The organism is Geobacillus kaustophilus (genome assembly GCF_000948285.1).
Classification (GTDB): Bacteria; Bacillota; Bacilli; order Bacillales; family Anoxybacillaceae; genus Geobacillus; species Geobacillus thermoleovorans_A.
Window position 1 is genome coordinate 3133391 of sequence record NZ_JYBP01000003.1, and the last position, 22231, is coordinate 3155621.

At 54.9% G+C, this 22231-nt stretch carries 21 protein-coding genes; 6 read left to right on the plus strand and 15 right to left on the minus strand.

The window, feature by feature from the left end; translation table 11 throughout:
- Window positions 1-48 precede the first annotated feature (48 nt).
- Window positions 49-456, plus strand: coding sequence for a helix-turn-helix domain-containing protein (locus tag LG52_RS16140; protein WP_044732720.1), 408 nt, complete (start codon window positions 49-51; stop codon window positions 454-456).
- A 118-nt stretch (window positions 457-574) separates the two neighbouring features.
- On the opposite strand, the gene ssb is transcribed toward LG52_RS16140, so the two are convergent.
- A complete protein-coding gene (ssb, locus tag LG52_RS16145) occupies window positions 575-934 on the minus strand; it encodes a single-stranded DNA-binding protein (RefSeq protein ID WP_197071913.1) in 360 nt (119 codons plus the stop codon).
- Between the two features lie 269 nt (window positions 935-1203).
- On the opposite strand from ssb, the gene LG52_RS16150 reads away from it, so the two are divergent.
- Complete coding sequence (locus tag LG52_RS16150; protein WP_044732722.1) at window positions 1204-1644, plus strand: YwpF-like family protein; 441 nt, start codon at window positions 1204-1206, stop codon at window positions 1642-1644.
- A 56-nt stretch (window positions 1645-1700) separates the two neighbouring features.
- Here the strand turns inward: LG52_RS16150 and LG52_RS16155 are convergent, their stop codons facing one another.
- The 4 genes from LG52_RS16155 to LG52_RS16170 form a co-directional block, all read right to left on the minus strand.
- Window positions 1701-2330, minus strand: a complete 630-nt coding sequence (locus LG52_RS16155) for a class D sortase (RefSeq protein WP_044732723.1) — start codon at window positions 2328-2330, stop codon at window positions 1701-1703.
- A gap of 6 nt (window positions 2331-2336) precedes the next feature.
- Entirely contained in the window at window positions 2337-3248 is a 912-nt protein-coding gene (locus LG52_RS16160; protein WP_044732724.1) for a processed acidic surface protein, read from the minus strand.
- Between the two features lie 517 nt (window positions 3249-3765).
- Entirely contained in the window at window positions 3766-5142 is a 1377-nt protein-coding gene (locus tag LG52_RS16165; protein WP_044732725.1) for an aspartate kinase, read from the minus strand.
- A 264-nt stretch (window positions 5143-5406) separates the two neighbouring features.
- Window positions 5407-5841, minus strand: a complete 435-nt coding sequence (locus LG52_RS16170; protein ID WP_044733328.1) for a DUF1284 domain-containing protein — start codon at window positions 5839-5841, stop codon at window positions 5407-5409.
- Window positions 5842-6295: 454 nt separating this feature from the next.
- Between LG52_RS16170 and LG52_RS16175 the strand changes: the two genes are divergently transcribed.
- The 3 genes from LG52_RS16175 to LG52_RS16185 all read left to right on the plus strand — a co-directional run bounded on the left by LG52_RS16175 (window position 6296) and on the right by LG52_RS16185 (window position 9183).
- Window positions 6296-6883: a hypothetical protein gene (locus tag LG52_RS16175; protein WP_044732726.1), complete on the plus strand. Its 588-nt coding sequence runs from the start codon at window positions 6296-6298 to the stop codon at window positions 6881-6883.
- A gap of 213 nt (window positions 6884-7096) precedes the next feature.
- Window positions 7097-8617: an aldehyde dehydrogenase gene (adh, locus tag LG52_RS16180; RefSeq protein WP_044732727.1), complete on the plus strand. Its 1521-nt coding sequence runs from the start codon at window positions 7097-7099 to the stop codon at window positions 8615-8617.
- A gap of 206 nt (window positions 8618-8823) precedes the next feature.
- A complete protein-coding gene (locus tag LG52_RS16185) occupies window positions 8824-9183 on the plus strand; it encodes a DUF779 domain-containing protein (protein WP_011232669.1) in 360 nt (119 codons plus the stop codon).
- A 235-nt stretch (window positions 9184-9418) separates the two neighbouring features.
- Here the strand turns inward: LG52_RS16185 and LG52_RS16190 are convergent, their stop codons facing one another.
- The 3 genes from LG52_RS16190 to LG52_RS20415 are packed head-to-tail and all read right to left on the minus strand — an operon-like array spanning window position 9419 to window position 12076.
- Complete coding sequence (locus tag LG52_RS16190; RefSeq protein ID WP_044732728.1) at window positions 9419-11035, minus strand: MDR family MFS transporter; 1617 nt, start codon at window positions 11033-11035, stop codon at window positions 9419-9421.
- Window positions 11020-11943, minus strand: coding sequence for a TetR/AcrR family transcriptional regulator (locus LG52_RS16195; RefSeq protein WP_044732729.1), 924 nt, complete (start codon window positions 11941-11943; stop codon window positions 11020-11022). The genes LG52_RS16190 and LG52_RS16195 overlap by 16 nt, the downstream gene beginning before the upstream one ends.
- Window positions 11936-12076, minus strand: a complete 141-nt coding sequence (locus LG52_RS20415; RefSeq protein ID WP_044732730.1) for a hypothetical protein — start codon at window positions 12074-12076, stop codon at window positions 11936-11938. The genes LG52_RS16195 and LG52_RS20415 overlap by 8 nt, the downstream gene beginning before the upstream one ends.
- Window positions 12077-12260: 184 nt before the next feature.
- On the opposite strand from LG52_RS20415, the gene LG52_RS16205 reads away from it, so the two are divergent.
- On the plus strand, window positions 12261-13394 hold the full coding sequence (locus tag LG52_RS16205; protein ID WP_015375695.1) for an IS4-like element IS5377 family transposase: 1134 nt from the start codon (window positions 12261-12263) through the stop codon (window positions 13392-13394).
- Window positions 13395-13524: 130 nt separating this feature from the next.
- Here the strand turns inward: LG52_RS16205 and LG52_RS16210 are convergent, their stop codons facing one another.
- The 7 genes from LG52_RS16210 to LG52_RS16245 all read right to left on the minus strand — a co-directional run bounded on the left by LG52_RS16210 (window position 13525) and on the right by LG52_RS16245 (window position 22203).
- Window positions 13525-14397 (minus strand): ROK family protein, encoded by an 873-nt coding sequence (locus tag LG52_RS16210; protein ID WP_044732731.1) that lies wholly within the window; start codon window positions 14395-14397, stop codon window positions 13525-13527.
- Window positions 14398-14559: 162 nt separating this feature from the next.
- Window positions 14560-15381, minus strand: coding sequence for a carbohydrate ABC transporter permease (locus tag LG52_RS16215; protein WP_044732732.1), 822 nt, complete (start codon window positions 15379-15381; stop codon window positions 14560-14562).
- Complete coding sequence (locus LG52_RS16220) at window positions 15381-16352, minus strand: carbohydrate ABC transporter permease (RefSeq protein WP_044733329.1); 972 nt, start codon at window positions 16350-16352, stop codon at window positions 15381-15383. Before LG52_RS16220 ends, LG52_RS16215 begins: the two co-directional genes overlap by 1 nt.
- A gap of 61 nt (window positions 16353-16413) precedes the next feature.
- The gene (locus tag LG52_RS16225; protein ID WP_044732733.1) at window positions 16414-17709 is read right to left on the minus strand and encodes an ABC transporter substrate-binding protein; all 1296 of its coding nucleotides are present in this window, start codon (window positions 17707-17709) and stop codon (window positions 16414-16416) included.
- A gap of 335 nt (window positions 17710-18044) precedes the next feature.
- Entirely contained in the window at window positions 18045-19586 is a 1542-nt protein-coding gene (locus tag LG52_RS16235; RefSeq protein WP_044732735.1) for a response regulator transcription factor, read from the minus strand.
- Complete coding sequence (locus LG52_RS16240) at window positions 19564-21033, minus strand: sensor histidine kinase (RefSeq protein ID WP_044732736.1); 1470 nt, start codon at window positions 21031-21033, stop codon at window positions 19564-19566. The genes LG52_RS16235 and LG52_RS16240 overlap by 23 nt, the downstream gene beginning before the upstream one ends.
- A 156-nt stretch (window positions 21034-21189) precedes the next feature.
- Complete coding sequence (locus LG52_RS16245; RefSeq protein ID WP_044732737.1) at window positions 21190-22203, minus strand: sugar-binding protein; 1014 nt, start codon at window positions 22201-22203, stop codon at window positions 21190-21192.
- Window positions 22204-22231: the final 28 nt, after the last annotated feature.

Genomic DNA, 22231 nt, shown 5'->3' on the forward strand with positions numbered 1-22231 from the left:
TGCTTTTCTATCTTTAAAGAGTAATGATGAAAAGCGTGGTGACGAACGATGATAAACCTTGGGGAGACGCTCAAACGATTGCGGAAACAACGGCGCTGGACACAGGAAGAGTTGGCCGAGCAGCTGAACGTGTCGCGTTCGCAAATCAGCAAATGGGAAAACGGCAGCTTGCTTCCGGATGTGCAGTCGCTTGAGAAGCTATGCCAGTTGTTTGACGTCAGCGCCGATTTTTTGCTTGGCGGCGAAACGCGCCAGCGCGAGCTGCTTCGCGAAGTGACGGACGTGTACGGAACGGCGGACGTGCACGAAACGGCGCTCGCGGCGTTGGATTACTTGCTCCGGAGCCGGGAGATGAGCGAAGCGGTGTACGCGCTCGCGAAGCTGCCGGATAAAAAGCGGAAACATGTCGAAACGATGATCGTGACGATCGTGAAAGAGTGCTCCGAGCTCATTTAGCTCCCCAATGCTGAAAAAAGCGCTAACAACGATGTGCTAGCGCCATCAGTTGGGGAGTATTTGGGGACACGTTCTTTCTCTTGGGGATTCGCTTTGAAAGGCGTGTATGGGGAAACGACTATACGTGCTCCGGCCATTCTGGTTTCTTTCCGGAGTGAAGAAATTGGACGGACTGTGCGACGACTTCGGTGACATAGACGCGTTGACCGTCTTTTTTATCGTAGCGGCGCGTCTGAATTCTCCCCGTCACCGCCACCATCGAGCCTTTTCGGCAATAATTGGCGGTATGCTCCGCCGTTTTCCGCCATAAAACGCACGGAACGAAATCGGCATCAATCCCTCCTTCCGCGTTGCGGAAATTTCTCGCCACCGCCAGCGTGACGGTCGCGACCGCGGCTCCTTCGGCCGTGTAGCGAAGCTCTGGGTCTTTCGTCAACCGGCCGACCAATATGACTTGGTTGATCATGTGTCGGCGCATCCCCCCCTTTCCTCCACCGCATCTTTATGATAACGGATCCCGTTTTTTGCCGTAAAATCGCGATTTTTGCATTTTTTTGCGCGATCTATGAATCAATATCGCGAAAAAGGCGAAATCTTCGTCGACAATGACGGGGCAAAATGGCGTTTTTGCCATCCGACGGAAAAAATGCAGATCGTTTTTCAGCAACAGGGACGGCATCCCGTTTTTCTTCCCCCGTCCGCCTGTGCTATAATCTTGGATAAGACAACGGTAACGAGGTGGACGAGATGAAAACGTTCAAGCTTGTCGGGCTCTCGGTCATCGACGACGGGATGCACCGCCAAGACATCCCATTTATTGACGGGCTGATCATCAACAAAGAAGACGGGCAAAACCGCTGGCTCGTAGAGGCGTATTTGGATGACGACTATGAGCCGATGTTTGTGAGCCTGCAGCGGCGGCCGGAGTTTCAATTGCAAGTGACGATCACCCACACGAGCAACGACCCGGCCAACATGCTCGTCGCCGTCCGTTCGATCACGAAAATGAATGGCCATATCAGCGTCTTGATGGAAGGGCTCATGATCCCGCGGCGCACCCATTTGGCGGAAGCCGTGCTGGCCGGTCTTGTCAAGAAAGGGCTGCAAGGCGAGGCGCTGCTTCAAGAGTTTCGCCAGCAAATGCATGAGCGAATCGACGCCAAGGCGCCGCATGAACGAAAAAGGTAAAAGGCTGGAGAGCGCGCTTTCCAGCCTTTTTGTTTGCCTTCCTGCAGGCAAGTGGATCATTCTCTTGGAAACACCACGGCATCAACCCGGACCGGGCGGGCGGTGACGATGCAGCGCTTCGGGGCGCGGCCGATGAGGCGAAACGGGTAGCACGTCGTCACCGTCAACGTCGGGCGCGCTTTGTCGACCAAAACGGTTCGGTCGTCGTCATCGACGATGCGGATGTTGATGATGCGGTAATGAATGGCAGCGCGGGTTGTCCGAATGATGAGCGCATCGCCGATCTCAAGCTCGCCAAAGCGGCGGAACACAGTATCGCGGTGCCCGGATAACACGACATGCCCTTTTTCCCCCGGCCAATCGCTCGCCGGATAATGGCCGACACCACGGCGCAATTCTTGTTCGCGGACGCCTTCATACACCGGAATCGCCGCCCCGAGCTTCGGAATGGCGAGTTCGCCAAGGTAGACGCCAAGCGGCGCGTCTTTTTGCGCCGAACGTTCGGCTGGAAGGCTTGCGGCCGGCGGTGAGGAAGGCTGAGGGGCATCCCGCTTGACCGCCATCCGGCCGACAGTGTACCAATAACCGTTCCATCCAGCCATCGCCGTTCCGATGACGATCGCCGCCAGCGCCGCCCATTGGGCGGCCCGGCGCTTCCACGAAAACCGCGTGGGCTTGCCGTTCACTTTCCTTCACCCTTTCAGCCGCCCGACCTGCCGGTAAAGAAGGAAGCCGGCGGAAGCGAGCAGCAGCCCGGCCAATGTATGGGTTAAATACGGCGACGCCGTCTCCGGCAGTTTTTCCCCATACATCTTTCCTTTCATCTCGACAGCGAGCAGCCCGGCGTCAATGCCTTTCTCCCCAACGCGGACGATGTAGCCCGATGTCAACATCTCCCGCGTTATGGCGATATCAGCGACCTCCTCGCCTCGGCGGTTGTACAGTCGGACGCGGATCGGCTCCGCCCCTGCCTCCTTTATGCCCGACCCGTCAGATGGAAGGTTCGCCTTAAGCTCGAGCAAGCGAAGCCCCTCTTCCCATATCGCCCGCAGTTGGCGGCGCTCTGTTTCCGTCCACGGCCCTTCCGTCTCCGCAAATGGGCGCAGCCGCTCACGAAGCGCCAAAAGCCGCCCAGCTAACTGCGGGTCGTCAAGCGAGGCCATATGGCGGATGAAGGCGCGCACTTCCTGTTCCGTCATCCCAATGGCCCCAAGCAAGTCGTTGATTTGCTGCATGGCGGCATTGTGCTGCGAGTAAAAACGAATGGCCCGGTCTAAGTCTTCGACAAATGTGTAGTCCTGCACCGTTTCACCAAACTGGCCAAGCAGCGCCTCGAGCTCCTCGACCGTCAGTCCGTGCTGGCGCAGCACGGCGTGAAGCTGCTCGTCGGTGATGGGCGTGCCAAGCCATTGTTTCAGCTCATCCATCGTGCGAAAATCGGCGATCGTCAAGCCGTATTGATCCAAATAAGCCAACAGGTCGCTCACCGTCCAGCCGACGCTCTCGGCGTACTGCTCAAGCTCGCTTCGGCTGATGGCCGCCGCCTCAGCCGGAAACGAAGCGAAAACAGCGACAAGCACAGCCATTCCCAGCCATTGCCGCATTCGCTCTTCCTCCCTTCCGCTTTCTTTGGCGTACATTGGTAGTATTTTCCGAACATGCCGCTCTTATGTACGCCAACCAGCGAAAAAAGAAGAAAGTCCGGCTTAGAGCGCTTGAATGCTCACCCGTCTACACAAACGCTTAGAAGACTGGTGATTTAACAGAAAATGAGGTTCAATCATGTCACTTCTCAAATTGAGAAACCTTATAAGTGTTGCTCTGCTCGCCACTCAAGAATCATCGGTTTAGAGGAAATGACGGTTTTTCACCGGCCTTTTAGAGGCGGAAGATTGTTGGGGACGCCTGCCCCACGGCAGGCTCTGCCAGCCAAGCCATCCCCGGTCTGTCCCTGCGATTTGGCTGTCTCAACGACGTCCTTCTTTCAATATATTTTGGGCGGCGTTGGGGGAACATTCATGATGGAAGACGCTGATCCATCCCCCCTTCCGCTGATCGCGTGAAAGTGGGGCTTCTCGGTGCATAACAATAGGCGCCCGAGTTTCGGACGCCTGTTTCGCGTTAGGAAAGGCGGCTTACGGTTGCCTGTTGGAAATAGGCGTTGTACAAGGCGCGAACCGCCTCGTTGACGACTTCTTCCTTCACGCCGAACATCATGCTCACTTCAGATGAACCTTGGTTGATCATCTCTAGGTTGATGTTGGCGTTGGCGAGCGCGGTGGTGGCTTTCGCCGCCATCCCGATCGTTTTTTCCATCCCTTCGCCGACGACCATAATGAGCGCCAAGCCGTACTCAATCGTCACCTCATCGACCGCCAGCTCTTCGCGGATGCGGGCGAGGATGCGCTCATCTTTTCCGTCCGCGAGCTGATCCGCCCGCAAAATGATCGACATGTTGTCGATGCCGGACGGCGTATGTTCGTAGGAGATGCCTTCGTCTTCTAAAATTTGCAGCACGCGCCGGCCAAAGCCAATCTCACGGTTCATTAAGTATTTGCTGATGTTGATGCTGCAAAAGCCGGTGTCGCTCGCAATGCCGGCGACCGGTTCGTCGATATGGTTGCGCTTGGCGACGATCCACGTCCCTGGAGCGGCCGGGTTGTTCGTGTTTTTCACGCAAACGGGAATGCCGGCGCGATAGACCGGCTCGAGCGCCTCGTCATGAAAGACGGAAAATCCGGAATACGACAGCTCACGCATCTCGCGGTACGTGATTTCTTTCAACTTGCGGGCATCGGCGACGATCGACGGGTTGACGCAATAAATCGAGTCGACGTCAGTAAAGTTTTCGTACACGTCCGCTTTGACGCCTGCGGCGACGATCGAGCCCGTGATATCCGATCCGCCGCGCGGGAACGTGACGATATGGCCGGATCGGGAATAGCCGAAAAATCCTGGAATGACCAAAACGCCGCGCCGTTCGCGCAGCTGCTTCAGTTTGTCATAAGACTCTGGAAGCACTTGGGCGTTGCCTGGCTCATCGGTGACGATAATGCCCGCTTCAAGCGGGCTGACGTAGCTCGCCTCAAGCCCGCGATCTTGCAGATAAAGCGCCATGAGCCTTGCGTTATGGTCTTCGCCGCTCGCTTTCATGGCGTCAAACAACCGAGGCGGCTCGCTTCGATAGGCGCTGATTTTCGACTGCAAGTCATCGACAAGCTCGGCCAAAAAGCTGTCAGCTTCCAGCCCCAGCTCATTGGCGATGTCAGCGTACCGCTTCACGATCGCTTCCATCGTTTCCCCATGCGGCTCGCCAGCCGCGACTTGTTCGGCCAGCTGGATGAGCATATCGGTCACTTTCACATCGTCTTTGTACCGTTTTCCGGGCGCCGACACGACGACGATGCGGCGCTCGATATCCGAACTGATGATATCGGCCACTTTGCGGAACTGCGCGGCGCTCGCCACCGAACTTCCACCGAATTTGGCTACCTTCATCGTTCATGACCCTTTCTGTCGAAAGTCTCTATAATTGCTTATCATATCACATTTTCCCGCCCATGGAACCATTCATTTTTTAGAAATTTCCGCGGACGTCCAAAACCGTCGCCATCGCCGGCCATGAATCCCTTCAAAACAGATGGAGACATGTCGGAAAGACAGCGCTGCAACACACTCCCCGCCTTGACGAACGGGTGATGGTTCAGCGCAGCACCGTGTTTCCATCGTCCTTCGCTGCTTTTTCCGAAAATGACATCCTTCTCACGTTTGCGCTACATTGCCGCGGCGGACGTTGGCGATTCCTTCTTTGCAGACGCCGTACGGCAGCCACGAGCAGTGGCGGCACAACTCGTCCAAATCATCCGGCTTGACCCGTTCCGCCGTCCGCCGGATCAGTTCGGACTTCCAATACACGTTGCCCGGTTCCAAGCCTAAATGGCGAATGACGTTTCCATCGAGCGAACGGACGTGGGCATCCGAATCCGGTCCGGCTTCACACGCCGTTTCCCCATGATGCGGGCAAGCGAGGCACGCCTCATCGAGCGCCGCGACGACTTCAATCAGAAAATCGTCGTTTTCGTCGCGAATGCGGGCCACGATCTCCCACATTTTTTCCACAAACGACAGGCTGTAGCCCATGCCGCGAAATCCGTGCACACAAAGCAAATGATGGCCGCGCAAACGAACCGGTTTCATCTTCTCTCCCCTTTCTTTTTTCTCTTCAAGCATATGCCGCCCCGCCTCCATTATTTCGATCGTCTTTGCCTCCATCATACGTCAACTCTTGTCATTCAGCAATCGAAACATAGACCGCCGCATTTTTTCAACCATTGAAGGAGCGAACAACACCGCTTTTAGGCCCATGCGCGTCTGTAAAGCGATTGGTTTCACGCCTTGGCTTACCTCCAAAGAGAAAAAATAGGCCAACGCTATGCAAAACGTTCTTGCTTGTATGCATCATCTCTAACCGAGAAGACCCCCTCTTTCACGCGATCAGCATAAGTGAGAACAGCAGAACCGCAGGGCGCATGGGGATGGCTTGATCAACAACCTGCCGTGGGGCAGATGCTCCCAAGAAGATCCCACCTCGAAGCGTAGGTGGGAGAGCGTTCAAATAGACAGCCGTCATGATACAATGAGAAAAGGAACGATGTTGCTGAGAAAGGACTGGCTGATCATGACGAAAGAAGAATTGACGCACTCGCTTTCCGTCTTGCTTCATGAACTGACGAAATCATGGCGGAAAGAAAAAATTCATTCCGATGTGCTTGAAATCATTATGAAGCTGCGCATTCAAACCGATGACGACGAGCAATACGCTGCCGATCTGCTCGGCAACATCGCGTTTGCGAGCGAATCGGCCCATGCGCTCAAGCAAATTTGGGGCTATATGCTGCGCGAGCAAACGTTTTTGTCGCCAGAGACGATCGAGGCGATGCTCGCGGACGCCCAGCGCAAAATCCAGCGCCGCTTGTCGGAGATGACGGCCCGCTATGAGCGTCCGTTTTTGTCCATCGACGACCCGCTCGAGCGGAAACGCCAGCTTGAGCGCTCCTACAGCGCCCTTCTTTTGTTCAACCGGATCGCCACCGATTTTTTGCTCGAGTTCGTCCGCGAGGAAAACGAAGCGGCCGCAAGCACCTTTTTTGCCGCTGATCCGAACGAGGCGATCGAAGTGTTCCATCATCTTTGCAGCGTCTACGCGAGCCGCTTGCTTGAAGGTCTGGAAGTCGATTGATGGACAAACCGTCGATCGAAGTCCTTGAAGCTAACCAAGGGTGCCCCAAACGCAACGGGGCGCCTTTTCTCATCACCATCTATACTGCCGCATTGGCATTTTCGATTTGACAGTATTGTCCAGCCATGATATTGTATTCATGAGAAAGAATTTTTATAATATTATTTCTTTTGTAAGCGAATACAAAAAACTTAAATGGAGGAGGAGTCGGGTATGATCTACGCACAACCAGGCCAGCCAGGCGCGCTTGTCACGTTCAAAAAGCGCTACGAAAACTTCATCGGCGGCAAATGGGTGCCGCCGGTCGACGGCGAGTATTTCGAAAATATCACGCCGATCACCGGGCAGCCGTATTGCGAAGTGCCGCGCTCCAAAGCGGCGGACATCGAACTGGCGCTTGACGCCGCCCATGCGGCAAAAGACGCATGGGGACGCACGTCTCCAGCCGAGCGCGCCCGTTTGCTGAACAAAATTGCCGATCGAATGGAAGAGAACTTGGAAATGCTCGCTGTCGCGGAAACATGGGAAAACGGCAAGCCGATCCGCGAGACGCTCGCGGCTGACATTCCGCTCGCGATCGACCATTTCCGCTACTTCGCCAGCTGCATCCGCGCGCAAGAAGGCACGATTTCGGAAATCGATCACGACACGGTCGCCTATCACTTCAAAGAACCGCTCGGCGTCGTCGGGCAAATCATCCCGTGGAACTTCCCGATTTTAATGGCGGCCTGGAAACTCGCTCCAGCGCTCGCGGCCGGCAACTGCGTCGTCTTGAAACCGGCGGAGCAAACGCCGACGTCGATCCTCGTTCTCATCGAACTCATTGAAGATTTGCTTCCACCTGGCGTCGTCAACATCGTCAACGGCTTTGGCCTAGAAGCCGGCAAACCGCTCGCCTCGAATCCGCGCGTGGCGAAAGTGGCGTTCACCGGTGAAACGACGACCGGACGGCTCATCATGCAATACGCCTCGCAAAACATCGTGCCGGTCACGCTTGAGCTTGGCGGCAAGTCCCCGAACATTTTCTTCGCTGATGTGATGGACAAAGACGACGAGTTTCTCGATAAAGCGCTCGAAGGGTTTACGATGTTCGCTCTAAACCAAGGCGAAGTGTGCACATGCCCGTCGCGCGCCCTCATCCACGAGTCGATTTACGATGCCTTTATGGAACGGGCGCTTGAGCGCGTCAAGCAAATCAAGCAAGGCAATCCGCTCGATACGGAAACGATGATCGGCGCCCAAGCCTCCTCCGAACAGCTCGAGAAAATTTTGTCATATATTGATATCGGCAAACAAGAAGGAGCTGAGCTCTTGATCGGCGGCGAGCGGAACATGCTTGAAGGGGAACTCGCCGGCGGCTATTACGTCAAGCCGACCGTTTTCAAAGGGCATAACAAAATGCGCATTTTCCAAGAAGAAATTTTCGGCCCGGTGCTCGCGGCCACGACGTTTCAAGATCATGACGAAGCGCTTTCGATCGCCAATGAAACGCTGTACGGCCTTGGCGCCGGCGTCTGGACGCGCGACATCAACACCGCGTACCGCTTCGGCCGCGGCATCCAAGCCGGCCGCGTCTGGACGAACTGCTATCACGTCTATCCGGCCCACGCGGCGTTTGGCGGCTACAAGATGTCCGGCATCGGCCGCGAAACGCACAAAATGATGCTCGACCATTACCAACAAACGAAAAACTTGCTTGTTAGCTACTCTCCGAAAAAACTCGGGTTGTTCTAACATTGGCCCACCCGCTCTTCATACGGGCAAAAGGCAGCGCGCCGGCGCTGCCTTTTGCCCACTGTTGCATCCGTCGCCGCCAAAACCACGCAAACGCCTTTTGATGATGGAATGGAAAACGACGCAGCAGCCGTTCCATTCGACGAATCCAGCAGAGCTGCTCTAGGAGCCTGTCTTTGGCCATGATGCGAAAGGAGGTGCATCCGATGCCTGATGAACCGAAAGTCATCGCCACCGAAGCAGCGTTAGAATTGATTGAAAAATTAAAGGCGAAATACGGTCCGCTCATGTTCCACCAATCCGGCGGCTGCTGCGACGGCAGCTCGCCGATGTGCTACCCGCTCGGCGAGTTGATCGTCGGCGATTCCGATGTTTTGCTTGGCGAAATCGGCGGCTGCCCGTTTTACATCTCTAAGGCGCAATACGAATATTGGAAGCATACGCAGCTCATCATTGACGTCGTCCCCGGGCGCGGCGGCATGTTTTCGCTCGAAGGCCCGGAAGGCGTCCGCTTTCTCACCCGCTCGCGCGTCTTCGGCCAAAGCGCGGATGCGGGCGCAACGTAACCAGCCATTGCGGATCGTCACCGTGAAACCGCCATGCGCCGGGCATCACGTCGATGCGAAACCGCCTGGCGAAATGGGCCGCACGGAGCGAGCCGCCGGCTTCCATTGGCACCTCACCCCCGGATGTCTCATCGCTCCGGGGGAGTTTTGTTCGTCGCCGTCAAACAGAAAGGCGGTCCGCCGCCTGAGCGAATGAGGCGCGGTCCGCCGTTTTCTTTTCTTCATTCGCATGCCGCTAGGCCTTCCCCTCTGCCTGCTTCAACTGCTTCATCGCCTCGGTCCGATCAGACAAGGTGATCCTTTTCAAACCGAACACCAACAACAAGCCCACCGCGATAAACACGAGCCCGAACAAAAAGACGGATTGCAGGGAATCGACAAGCGACTGCTTCAGCACCGGCACAAACATGTCCCTAAGCGGCGCTGGAATCTTGGCCATCGCTTCCGGACTGAGCAAGACGGAATACAAGCCTTGCGGGTCGGTATGAATCATATCGGCAAAGCGGTCGACAAGCCCCTTCGCCTGCTCCGGCAGCGCTTCAAGCTTCGGCATAAGCCTTTCATCAAGCAAGGTGCTGGAGCGATGGTTCATGATGGCGCCAAGCACCGTCATCCCAAACGTCCCGCCAATCGAACGGAAAAACTGGCTCGAAGAGGTGACAACGCCAAGCTCTGATTTCGGGAAGCTTTCTTGCAAAGCGAGCGTCAAAATCGGCATGACCAAACCAGTGCCAAGCCCCAGAATAATCATATAGAACGTCGCCATCCATTTTGACGTATCGACATCCATCGTGCTAAGCAAGCCAAATGCCGCGGCCATAATGACCATGCCAGCGATCAATTGCGTTTTCACCCCGATCCGGTACACCAAGCGGCCGCCAAGGATGCTGCCGATAATCATCGTGATCATCATCGGGGTCATAATCGTCCCGGATTGGGTGGCGCTCACACCGATGATGCCTTGCATAAAAAACGGCACAAACATAATCGCGCCAAACATGCCGACGCTCATGAAAAAGCCGATGCCATTGAGCAGCGTAAACGTCCGATTGCGGAACAACCAAAGCGGAATGATCGGCTCCTCGGCTCGCTTTTCCGCCCAAACGAACAAAGCGAAAAAGACAGACGCGGCCACAAAGAGAGAGACGATTTGCCACGACCCCCACGGATATCGGTCGCCGCCAAACGTCAGCCCCAAAAGCAAGCTGACGACGCCCACGGTCAACGTCGCCATGCCGGCAAGGTCAAATTTGACTGGACCCTCGGCTTTATATTTGCTTAATCCCATCGCAATCAACACCGTCGCAACAATTCCCACCGGCAAATTGATGTAAAACACCCAGCGCCAGGTCAAATGGTCGACGATAAAGCCGCCGATTTGCGGACCGAGCACAGAGGCGAGGCCGTACAAGCCGCCGAACACCCCTTGCCATTTCGCCCGCTCTTTGCCGGTGAACACATCCCCAATGACAATCATCGCCATCGGCATCATAATCCCGCCGCCTAGTCCTTGAATGCCGCGGTAAATGATGAGCTCAGTCATATCGTTCGCCATGCCGCACAGCGCTGATCCGGCCATAAAAATGACAAGCCCGCTCATATACACAAGCCGACGGCCCAATAAGTCGGCGAGCTTGCCGGCGATCGGCACAACCGTCGTTGACGTCAACATATATGCCGTCGTCAGCCACGTCATGACGCCGAGCCCGCCGAGTTCCCCGACAATGCGCGGCATCGCCGTGCCGACGATCGTTCCATCAAGCGCCGCAAACAACATCGCAATGATAAGTCCGGCGATGAGCAGCGGGCGATGACGAATGGTGCTCGCTGGCGCTATTATCGCTTTTTCCATGACCCTCTCTCCCATCCATTTAGTCGTTGATACTCTTCCATTTCTTGGATCAGTGCGTCCAAAGCCGACGCAAGTCGAGGCGCCTGTTGATGCCGCAAATACAAAAGCATCGCTTCGACGATATAAGCGCGCGGCGGTTCATCGCGCCGAAGCAGCTCTTCCTCCAGCGCCGCCGCGGCCTCAAGCACATCGTTCGCCCGCTTCGGATCGAGCCCGTTTGCGGCCTCCCGGACGGCCGCAAACGCCGAAGCCAACCGCTCCCGGCGGCGCTCGCGCTCACGCTCCTCCAGTTTCATCCATGGCGCGAGCGCCTCCTCGGTCAAAAGCGGGCGCTCATCAGCCGTGAAGCTGGCGACAATGGCATCAATGCGGCGCATGAGAAAACGGGCCGCCTCGTCCGCATCAAACGCCTCCTCGCGAAAAAAGAAGTAAAACAAATATTGCCGGATCATGCCGTTCGTCATCATGGCGACATCATACACATACGGACCGACTGCCTCTCCATACACCTCCGCCAGACGGGTGCAATACCATAAAAAAAGACGCCCATGCTGGCGGAACATATACCGTTCCACTTCCGGATTGACTTTCGGCAATTGCTCCGACATCATCATACGCAAAAAATCTTTGTACTCGCGAATGTGAGAAAAATGGACAGCCAGCTGGCGTACAAACCGCTCTTTTTCCGTCCCTTCCCCGCCGTCCGCCATGAAATCCGCGACCATTTTTTCACTGTAGTAGCGTAGCACCGCCAAGAGCAACTCTTCTTTCGAAGCGAAGTGGTGGTAAAACGCTCCTTTGGAAATGCCCCATGCCTCGACCAAATCTTGAATCGACGTCTCATGATACCCTTTTTCGGCAAACAATTTCATTGCCGCCTCAATAAATTGGGCGCGCCGTTCATCCATGGCAACGACTCATTCCTTTCCCGTTCGCCGCTAGCCATTGCGGGTAAGACGCCAACAACGCGCGCGGCTTTACAAAATCGGCCCGCACACCGCGCTGCCGGAGCCATTCGACTAGTCTTCGAACATCGGCCATTGTCCTCGCCTCCATACGTTCTATGACCAAATAGTCAAGATTATTATAAACCATGATTATAAAATTATTCAACTAAAAAACCAGGCGTGTTGATTATCCAATAAAATCCAAAGGGTATAGAAAAAAGAGCACCTTTCCTGTAGAATGTGAGTAGCGACACAAACAAACCCAGGAGGTGCTCTCTATGAACAAGCATACCACACTCCCGAATTTGATGCAAAAACTTGTTTCGGATGAAGAGATTCAACTGATTGCCGAAGCGGTTGGGTATCGTGATTCGTCTCGAACCTTTACGTTGCGCGAGTTGATTCACTTCTTCCTGCTGGCCGCCATGCATCAATGGAAAAGCTTTCGCCACGGAGCCGATGTGGGGCCTCTGTATGGATTGCCGCGATTCCATTATTCAACTGTATCCAAGAAAGCGAAAGAAGTTCCCTATGACATCATGAAACGCTTGTTGGCGTTGATCATTTCCAAGTGCAACCGCCAAACCCGCCGTTCGCTTCGGTTTCCCAAACCGCTTCGGGTGGTGGATTCGACGACCGTCACGGTCGGGAAAAACCGCCTGCCATGGGCGCCGTATCACGGCGAACGCGCCGGAGTGAAGCTGCACGTCGCGTATTCGCCGGAATCCTCGTTGCCGGCAGACGTGGTGGAAACCATCGGACTGCGTCATGATGGCCCGGTGGGAGAACAGTTGACGAACGCTCAACAAGTGCTGGTGGAAGACCGGGCGTATTTCAAAATCGAACGCCTCGATCGATTTGTGGAGCAGCATCAGCTCTTTGTCATTCGGATGAAGGACAACATCGAACTTCATCAGAAAAAAAGCTTGAAACGCCTTTCCAGCACATCCTCATCGGTTCAAGCCGACTTCACGTGCCAGTTGGGGACGAAACAATGCCGCTCCACCAAGCGTCACCGGGTGGTGATCTTTCGAGATGCGAATGGCCGCGACATTCGGGTCGTGACGAACCTCTTCCATGCGTCTGCGGAAACCATTGCCGACATGTACCAACAACGTTGGACTGTTGAGGTCTTTTTCCGTTGGGTGAAGCAATATCTGAATGTCCCGACCTTGTTTGGCACGACGGAAAATGCGGTATACAACCAACTGTTTGCGGCGTTCATCGCGTATGTGTTGCTGCGATGGCTGTATGATCAAACCAAAAAACAGACGAACGTCTCTCTTTCCTTCATTTCGTTCGTTCGCCGTTTTTTCTCTGGGCAGCTTCCTCTCGATTGGAAATCCGGGATGGCCGCTGCTTTGTTTGAGTATGCCCAAATTTATGGAAGGCGTATGTATAATTTTGGATAATCAACACTCGTGCTAAAAAACAATATTTTTTGACTAAACGGTCATTATTAAACCTATATCTGTCGAACGATTAGTCAAAAAAATAGCTGTCTATGGCTCTGTTGTTAAAAACCATAGACAGCCGTCCCTGCTATTTTCTTGCTTGGGCAGCGAGCGCCAACGCGCCCGCGATGCCGGCGTTGTCGCCAAGCCCTGGGAGGACGATGTACTCATCGATCTTCTCGAGAATCGCTTCATGCTGAATATAGCCGCCAAGCAATTCCTGCACATGGCGGCGCACAAGCGGCAACACATGCGTCTGCTTCATGACGCCCCCACCGATGATCACCTTTTCCGGCGATAAAATAAGGATGTAATTGGCGACCGCCTGCGCCAAATAAAACGCCTCAAGCTCCCACACTTCCGACTGGTCGGTCAGCTCCGCCCCCTTTTTCCCCCAGCGCCGCTCAATCGCGGGACCAGACGCCATGCCTTCCAAGCAGTCGCCATGGTACGGGCAAACGCCGGCGAACGCATCATCCGGATGGCGGCGGACCAAAATGTGGCCCATCTCCGGGTGAAGGAGCCCATGCAGCAAGCGGCCTTCGACGACCGCCCCAACGCCGATGCCGGTGCCGACCGTCATGTACAGGCAGCTGTCAAGCCCCCGCGCCGCCCCCCAGCGCTGTTCGCCAAGCGCGGCCGCGTTCACGTCGGTGTCAAAGCCGATTGGCACAGGAAAATGCTGCTTCATCGCGCCGACAAAATTGAAATTTGCCCACGCCTGTTTCGGCGTGCTCGTAATGCACCCGTACGTCGGGCTGTCCGGGCGCAAATCGATCGGGCCGAACGACCCGATGCCGATCGCCTCGATGCGGTGCGGGCGGAAAAAGTCGATGACGTGCGCCATCGTCTCTTCCGGCGCCGTCGTCGGAAACACCGCCCGTTCATGGATGTTCCCATGTTCATCGCCGATGGCGCAGACAAATTTCGTGCCTCCAGCTTCAATCGCTCCTAGGATCATATGTACGCCTCGCTTTCTTCATCTGCTCTTTTCTTGTATCTATCTTACTAGAAAAAGGGAGGGGGCATCAATGACAAAAAGCCGCTGATCAGCGGCTTTTTGAAACATAGTGCAATCGATTCTATTGTCTGCCGGGTTTGTTGATCTACACTGCTGATTGGCTCACCCCTTCACCGAACCGGCAAGCAAGCCGCGGACAAAATATTTGCCGAGGAAGATGTATACGAGCAATGTCGGCAGCGCAGCGAGCAAGGCGCCTGCCATTTGCACGTTCCATTGCACGATTTGGCTGCCGGATAAGTTTTGCAGGGCGACCATGATCGGCTGTTTGTCCGATGTCGTGATCGTCACCGCGAACAAAAACTCGTTCCAAATGTTTGTAAACTGCCAAATGGCGACAACGACAAAGCCGGTGATCGACAGCGGCAGCATAATATAACGAAAAATGCGGACAAACCCAGCGCCGTCGATTTTCGCTGATTCGATCATCTCATCCGGTATCGCGGCGTAAAAATTGCGGAACATGAGCGTCGTAATCGGAATGCCGTAGACGACATGGACAAACACGAGCCCCGGGATCGTGTTGTACAGCCCGATTTCACGCAAAAACTGGATGAGCGGAATAAGAATGCTTTGATACGGGATGAACATGCCGAACAAAATGAGCGTAAAGAGCGTATCCGCTCCTTTAAACTTCCATTTCGACAGCACGTAGCCGTTGAGCGCCCCAAGCAGCGCGGATAACAACGTCGCTGGCACGACGAGCAAAATCGAATTCCAAAAGTTCGGGGCGAGCTTGTCAAACGCCGTCGCGTAGCTGCTCCAGTCAATCGTTGACGGCAGCTTCCACATGTCGGCCAATGTCACTTCATCGAGCGGCTTCAAGCTCGTTGCGATCATGACATACACCGGCAACAGGAAAAACACGCTCATGGCGAGGGCCAATAAATACAAAAACGGCCGTGCCCACACGGATCTCGCCATCACGATCCCCCCTTGCGGCTTGAGATGAGATACGGAACGATAAAGATGGCGACCGACAGCAGCATCACGATCGCGATCGCCGCGCCGTTCGCATAATAGTTGCCGCGGAACGTCGTTTCAAACATGTACACGCCCGGCACATCGGTGACAAAGTTCGCTCCCGGCCCGGTCATGGCGTAAATCAAGTCGAAAATTTTCAGCGAAATATGGGCCATGATGATGATGACGCTCACAGTAATCGGCCGCAACAGCGGCAAAATGATTTTCCAATACAATTGAAACTCGGTCGCTCCGTCCATCCGCGCCGCTTCCCGCACTTCATCCGGAATGGCGCGCAGGCCGGCGAGATACATCGCAACCGCAAATCCCGTCATTTGCCAGACGGCGGCAACCACGACGGCAATGATGGCCACCGGGATGCCGAATTCAATTTTGCCCCAATGAAATCCGCCGAGAATTGTGGTGTCGGTATACCATTTGGAGTCCAAGCCGAGCGGCTTTAAAAACAAGTTGACGCCGGTTGACGGGTTGAACAGCCATTGCCACACGACCCCGGTGACGACAAATGACAAGGCCATCGGGAAGAAGAAAATGTTGCGGAACAGCGACTCGCCGCGCAGATTTTGGTCAAGCAAAATGGCAAGCAACTGTCCGAGCACAATGACAGCGGCGATAAACAGCACCGTAAACACAAGCGTATTGCGCAAATCGGCTTGGAAGCGGAAATCATGAAACAAATACCAATAGTTTTTCAACCCGGCAAACGACCAATCCGGCACGAGCGAATTCCAGTTGCTCAAGGACACATACCCTGTCCAAGCGATAAACCCGTAGACAAACAAGAAAATCAGAATGACCGATGGCGCTAAAAACGCTGCTGCCAGCCAATGGTCGGCCGTCCATTTTCGCTTTTTCCGGACGGCTGGAACAGCCGCTGTCTTCTCTGCCGGCGTGATGTTGACCTTTTCCACCATCATCCCTCCTCATGATGACGAAAAGGGGAAGAGAATGGCTCCCGTCCCCTTTTCCTGATTATTTCTTCAGTTCTGTTGCGGCCGATGCCAACGTGTCGATGAACGTTTTCACATCTTTTTGCGTCACGAAAATGTTGACGGCTTGATTGACCTTCGTGACAAAGCCTTCCGGCGCTGCTGAACCGTGCGCTAAGCTTGGCGCCAGCTCCGCCGTTTTGAAATCTTGCATCGTTTGTTTGCCGTATTCATCGTACTTGGACGGATCGGCGTCGATGCGGGCCGGGATGGAGCCTTTCAGCGGATTGAACGCATCTTGTCCTTCCACCGAACCAAGCACCGCTAAAAATTTCTTCACATCGTCCGGGTTTTTCACGCCTTTCGGCAGGCCGAACGTATCGGTGATGACCATAAACTTGCCTTCCGTATTCGGCACCGGCACATAGCCGAAGTCTTCGTTCACCTTCAATTTCAAATCGTTGACAAAATAGCCTTTCACCCAGTCTCCCATCACGTACATGGCCGCTTTTCCTTCGGCAACAAGCTGGGCGGCGTCTTGCCAGTTGCGCGAGCTATGGTCTTCGTTAATATAGTTGAGCATTTTCTTAAATGTCTCAACGGCTTGTTTCACTTGCGGATCGTTAAACGACAATTCGCCCGTCCAAAGCTTTTTGTAGTTTTCCGTTCCGAGCGTGCCAAGGAGCACGTTTTCAAACAAGTGCGTTGCGGCCCACGGCTCTTTGTCGCCCAAGGCGAGCGGCGTGATGCCTTTTGCTTTCAGTTTGTCCGCCACTTGGAAAAACTCGTCGAACGTTTTCGGCGGCTGTAGTCCGTTGTCAGCAAAGAGTTTTTTGTTGTACCAGAGCACGTTGCCGCGGTGAATGTTGACGGGCACGGAGTAAATGTTGCCGTCTTTGCTTACCATATCGATGAGCGCTTTCGGGAATTTGTCCATCCAGCCTTCTTTTTCATATAAATCGTTGAGCGGCTCCATTTTGCCGGCGGCCACCCAACCTTCATTGAGTTCTGCTCCGCCGTGCACTTGGAACGTCGATGGCGGATCGTTCCCTTGCATGCGGCTCGCTAAGACCGCCTTGGCGTTCGTCCCCGCCCCGCCAGCGACCGCGGCGTTTTCGACTTCAATATCCGGATATTTTTCTTGGAACAGTTTGATGAGCGCTTTTAAGCCGTCTTCCTCGCCGGCTCCGGTCCACCAGCTGAAAATCTCGAGCTTCTCTCCCGCTTTTTGGCTGCCTTGTTTGGCGTTATCGGATGAAGAGTTCGAGCTGCTGCAGCCCGACAGCGCCATCCCAATTCCAAGCGCAAGCGCAAGCCATGCGGATGCTTTCTTTCTCATGATTCTCCCCCTTTGCATCTGTTTTTTGAAACCCCTTTCAATGTTGAGTGTACCATGCGCCGCTCATCAAACTGCGGCTTGATTTCTTCACTTTTTTGCGTTTTTCTTCACTTTTTTGTTTTCCGTTCTCCTGTCGGGCAAACAAAAGGCTCTCTGGTACCAGCTAGCAGCCATTTCGCTTCCATGGCGTGAAAGAAGCCCGTCTCCCCATCAAGGGATCGGGCTTCGTTTCGGGCGCCGGAAGAGGGCGGGGCAACCCGCTTCGTTTGTGGGACTTGTCCGTTCTCCTTTTGACTCGCCATCCACCTTCTTTGTTGGAGACAGCACTCCCCTTGTCAGCGCGCCTGTACTTTTTTCCGGTATTCGCTCGGCGATAAGCCGGTCTGCTTTTTAAAGACGCGGCTGAAATAGTTTGGGTCGTTGTAGCCGACAGAAAAACAAATTTCTTTTAAACTGAGATCGGTGCGGGCGAGCGCCTCCTTCGCCCGTTCGATGCGCACGTTCGTCACGTAGTCGATAAAGGTGATGCCAAAATGCTCTTTGAACAGTTTGCTGAAGTAGTACGGACTGATGCCCGCTTGTTCAGCCACTTCCTCAAGCGTCAGCGGTTCGGCGTAATGACGGTCAATGTAGTCTTTCGCCTTGCCGAGTTTGCCATACGCTTGCTGCTGGCGCCAAACCTCGAGATCAGCCGCGATGCAGTCCAGTTCATCAAGCGCCGCCCGCTTCAATTCTGCCGCCGATCGGCAGGAAGCAAAGGAAGTGAGCCGCTCGTAACGAATGCCCAGCTCTGATAGAAGACGCCCGAGCCACACAAAGGTCTCTTCCGCTTTGCGACCGGCGGCCGGCAGTGAATGAGAAGAGGCCAGTTCCTCTATATACGCGAGACCAATCAGCCGTGCTTGCTCGATGTCGCCAAGGCGCAGCGCTTCAAACAGCTGTTTATCCCGTTCCGCTTCCCCGCCGGCGCGCGTCGCTTCCGCCGGCAGAAACCCCACTTGCGCTTTTTGCCGGTCGGCGTAATAATGTGCAGCCGACAGCGCCTCATAGTACGAGGAACGAAGTTGGTCAAGGCGGGAAAACGGGGAGCCGAGCCCGATATACAGCGCGACGCCGTACCGAGCTGAAAACTGCCGCGCCAAATCGAGCGCCAATGCCTGGATGACGGGCTTCCAGGCCGGCTCGCCATCGTTTGGGCTGCGGAAAAACAAGACCGGCAGGCGCCGGTTCGCCATCCGCCCGATCCAATAGCGCGTTGGCGCCCGCCCGCTGAGCTGCTTGTCCAGCCATGATTTCCATTCGTCAGCCACCTCTGCATCCGGAAACTGAATGACGAGGAACATCCCCGACGCAATCGAAAACGGCAGCAGCTCCTTCCACCGCTCCCACTCATCAGCCGATACGTCTTCTGTCATGAGGACGGACAGCCATTCGCTTTCCACAAGCGTCTGCAGCCGGCGAATCTGCTCCTCGAGCTGGCGGCTGCTCTCCTCTTGTCGCCGCTTGGCCGCCACTTCTTGGCTGACCCGTTCCAAAGCCGAAATGACCTCCTCCTTCCGGCTTGGTTTCAATAAATATTCCTTGACGCCAAACCGCATCGCTTGTTTCGCATAGTCGAACAAATCAAACGCCGATACAATAATGAACTCGAGATCCAATCCGTCTTGGCGAATCGCTTCGATCGCTTGCAGCCCGTCAAGGCCGGGCATTTTGATGTCAATGAGCATCACATCCGGACAATATTGCTTGGCAATGTCAATGGCCTCGCGCCCGTTGGCGCCTTCGGCGACCACCTCGATGTCCGGAAGGTGGTCGTTGATCATTTTGCAAAGCGCTCTTCGCTCCAACGCCTCATCATCGACGATCGCCACTTTCACCGTTCATCCCCCCTTGCCATCTTGGCAGCCATAACCGCACCGTCGTTCCTTTTCCTGGTGCAGACTCGATTTCGGCCACATCCATCACTCCGTAAAACAGCTGCAGCCGGCGAATGACATTGCGCAAGCCGATGCCGGTCGAATGGCCGCGCCCTTGTTCGCGGCGCGCCGGCGGTTCTTCGCCGCGGATCAACGCGTCAAGCTCCGCTTTCACCTGCTCATCCATGCCCACGCCATTGTCGCGCACTTCCACAACGACCCGCTCGTTTTCGACGAAAACGGACACGGCCAGCTCGGCTCCCTGCTCGTACGTCTCAATGCCATGGATGAATGCATTTTCAATCAGCGGCTGCAACGTGAGCGGCGGAAGCGGTTGATCGAGGCAAGATGGTTCCGCCTCTAACGAAAACTTGATCCGATCAAAAAACCGCGTCTGCTGGATGAAGAAATATTCACGGGCGATGCGCACCTCATCGGCAAGCGTCACCGTCCGCTGCAAATCGCCCAAGTTGTAGCGCAAAATGGCCGCCACCGCTTCAATCAGCCGCGACGTTTGCTGGGCGTCTTCCAAGTACGCCATCTTCGCAACCGTGTTCAGTGTATTGAATAAAAAATGCGGGTTGATTTGGCTCTGCAAGCTTTTGAGTTCCAGCTCCTTCACCAGCCGGTCGAGCTCAGCCTTTTGTTTCATCTCTGCAATCAGCTGCTTTAAATTGCGGCGCATGTCATTAAACGTGATCGTCAACAGCCGCAGCTCATCGTTGGTCATCGGCTCAATATCCGGCCCATCCAGCCGCCCGTCAGCGATGGATCGAGCCGCGCGCGAGAGAAGAATGATCGGCCTTGTCAAGTGGCCGGAAAAGAACGCCGCCAGCAAGGCGCCAAGCAGCAAGGTTGTGACAAACAATCCCATTCCCATATAACGGAAATAGCGGTTGCGCCGCTCCACTTCATCGTACCGCCGTTGGTAGGCCGTCAGCTCATCGTCAATCAAGTTTAACGTTTCCTCTTGCAAAAAGGACGCAATGTTCATCGTTTCATGCAAGTGGGACGAGTACAAGCCAATATTTCCAGCTTGAAAATGATAGACCGTCAGCGCCGCCTCCTCCAGCAAACTTTCAATCATATGCTCATAGTTTTCCGCCGCCAGCCGGTCGGACAGCACGGGCAAGATGGCGCCGAGCTGCCGGCGGTGTTGCTGCAGCCAGCGGTATTCTTGCTCATACGCGCGCGCATATCGCCCCTCTTTTTCGGACACATACGCGTTCAACTGCTCGGTCAACCGATTCGTCCTTTGCGAAATTTCATTCAGCAGCAACAATCGGCGCATCCGTTGATCATAATCGCTCATCATCTCTTCGCTCGTCTGGTATAAAAGAAACACCGCTCCGTTGAGCAAAAGCAAAAAAACGGTAAAACAAAGCAGCATCTTCGTCCGAATGTTCATCTCGATTCCACCCCGCTGTCACCGGCGCTTTGCCGCCTGCATCGCCCTGCCGCTTCAAACCGAACGTGTTCGAACGTCAAAGACGGCCCTCTCTCATGCTTTAGCGGCGTTCGCCAACCTTTAGCCCCCTCCCTGCGGTGGGACTGGCAGGCGCCTTCATGGCATGTTGGCCTCATAATTGCGCGCCGGGCGCAGCGGCAAGTCTTTTTTCCGAATGACTTTCGTCTCCGTATTCGTCACCGCCGGCACGTCTCTCCCGGCGACGATCTCGGTCATCATTTTGACCGCCTTGTATCCCATTTCATACGGCTCCTGCACGACCGTCGCCGCAATCGTTCCTTTTTGCAAATAGCGGATCGTCTCCGGCAGCGTATCAAAACCGATAATATACGTCTTTTGCTCGCGGTGAAACTGTTCAACCACTTTGGCAATGCCGATCGCATCAAGTGCGCTCGTGCCGTAAAACGCGTTCACGTCCGGGTGCTTTTTCAAAATCGTATACGCCTTTTCCGCGGCTTGCACACGCGTAATGTGCGACTCTTCGATGGCAACGATGCGGATTCCTTTTTCCTGTCTCACTGCATCCTCAAATCCGCGCACTCGCAGCTGTTGGTGCGCCGCCGTCAAACTGCCGGTAATAATCGCGACCGTCGCCTTGCCCTTTGTATCCTCAGCCAACGCCCGTCCCGCGAGAAAACCGGCATAATAATTATCCGTTCCCACATAGGCGACGCGTCGGCTCGTTGGAGCATCCGTATCGATCGTCACCACAGGAATATTCTTGTCCGTGATTTCGTTAATCACTGGGACAAATTCCGCTTCCGTCAACCCTTGGGTGATGATCCCATCGACTTTCGCTGCCGCGGCTTTTTTCAAAATGCGCAAATGCTCATCAATATTCGCCTGCCGCGGGCCGATATACTCGAGGTCAACCCCCAGTTCTTTCGCCGCCGCTTTCGCTCCTTTTTCCACGAGCCGCCAGTAATCATTATCGAGTTCCTCCGGCACAAGCACGAAATGATAGGCCTCTTTTGTTGTTTCCGGAACCCGTTCCTTTTCTGATTTCGGATACGCATACACGTTCCAAGCGCAATAGGCGGTGAAGGAAGCGCTTCCAATCAGCGCGGCGATGCCGCCCCCGTAAAACAGCCGTTTCCACCAATCGCGCATCTTGATCCCTCCTACCGCCATTGTACAC

What these genes read in the sequence shown, in the direction of transcription:
- LG52_RS16140 (WP_044732720.1), top strand. Translation starts at nt 49, where the DNA reads ATGATAAACCTTGGGGAGACGCTCAAACGATTGCGGAAACAACGGCGC.
- ssb (WP_197071913.1), bottom strand. Translation starts at nt 934, where the DNA reads ATGCGCCGACACATGATCAACCAAGTCATATTGGTCGGCCGGTTGACG.
- LG52_RS16150 (WP_044732722.1), top strand. Translation starts at nt 1,204, where the DNA reads ATGAAAACGTTCAAGCTTGTCGGGCTCTCGGTCATCGACGACGGGATG.
- LG52_RS16160 (WP_044732724.1), bottom strand. Translation starts at nt 3,248, where the DNA reads ATGCGGCAATGGCTGGGAATGGCTGTGCTTGTCGCTGTTTTCGCTTCG.
- LG52_RS16165 (WP_044732725.1), bottom strand. Translation starts at nt 5,142, where the DNA reads ATGAAGGTAGCCAAATTCGGTGGAAGTTCGGTGGCGAGCGCCGCGCAG.
- LG52_RS16170 (WP_044733328.1), bottom strand. Translation starts at nt 5,841, where the DNA reads ATGAAACCGGTTCGTTTGCGCGGCCATCATTTGCTTTGTGTGCACGGA.
- LG52_RS16175 (WP_044732726.1), top strand. Translation starts at nt 6,296, where the DNA reads ATGTTGCTGAGAAAGGACTGGCTGATCATGACGAAAGAAGAATTGACG.
- adh (WP_044732727.1), top strand. Translation starts at nt 7,097, where the DNA reads ATGATCTACGCACAACCAGGCCAGCCAGGCGCGCTTGTCACGTTCAAA.
- LG52_RS16185 (WP_011232669.1), top strand. Translation starts at nt 8,824, where the DNA reads ATGCCTGATGAACCGAAAGTCATCGCCACCGAAGCAGCGTTAGAATTG.
- LG52_RS16190 (WP_044732728.1), bottom strand. Translation starts at nt 11,035, where the DNA reads ATGGAAAAAGCGATAATAGCGCCAGCGAGCACCATTCGTCATCGCCCG.
- LG52_RS16195 (WP_044732729.1), bottom strand. Translation starts at nt 11,943, where the DNA reads ATGGATGAACGGCGCGCCCAATTTATTGAGGCGGCAATGAAATTGTTT.
- LG52_RS20415 (WP_044732730.1), bottom strand. Translation starts at nt 12,076, where the DNA reads ATGGCCGATGTTCGAAGACTAGTCGAATGGCTCCGGCAGCGCGGTGTG.
- LG52_RS16205 (WP_015375695.1), top strand. Translation starts at nt 12,261, where the DNA reads ATGAACAAGCATACCACACTCCCGAATTTGATGCAAAAACTTGTTTCG.
- LG52_RS16210 (WP_044732731.1), bottom strand. Translation starts at nt 14,397, where the DNA reads ATGATCCTAGGAGCGATTGAAGCTGGAGGCACGAAATTTGTCTGCGCC.
- LG52_RS16215 (WP_044732732.1), bottom strand. Translation starts at nt 15,381, where the DNA reads ATGGCGAGATCCGTGTGGGCACGGCCGTTTTTGTATTTATTGGCCCTC.
- LG52_RS16225 (WP_044732733.1), bottom strand. Translation starts at nt 17,709, where the DNA reads ATGAGAAAGAAAGCATCCGCATGGCTTGCGCTTGCGCTTGGAATTGGG.
- LG52_RS16240 (WP_044732736.1), bottom strand. Translation starts at nt 21,033, where the DNA reads ATGAACATTCGGACGAAGATGCTGCTTTGTTTTACCGTTTTTTTGCTT.
- LG52_RS16245 (WP_044732737.1), bottom strand. Translation starts at nt 22,203, where the DNA reads ATGCGCGATTGGTGGAAACGGCTGTTTTACGGGGGCGGCATCGCCGCG.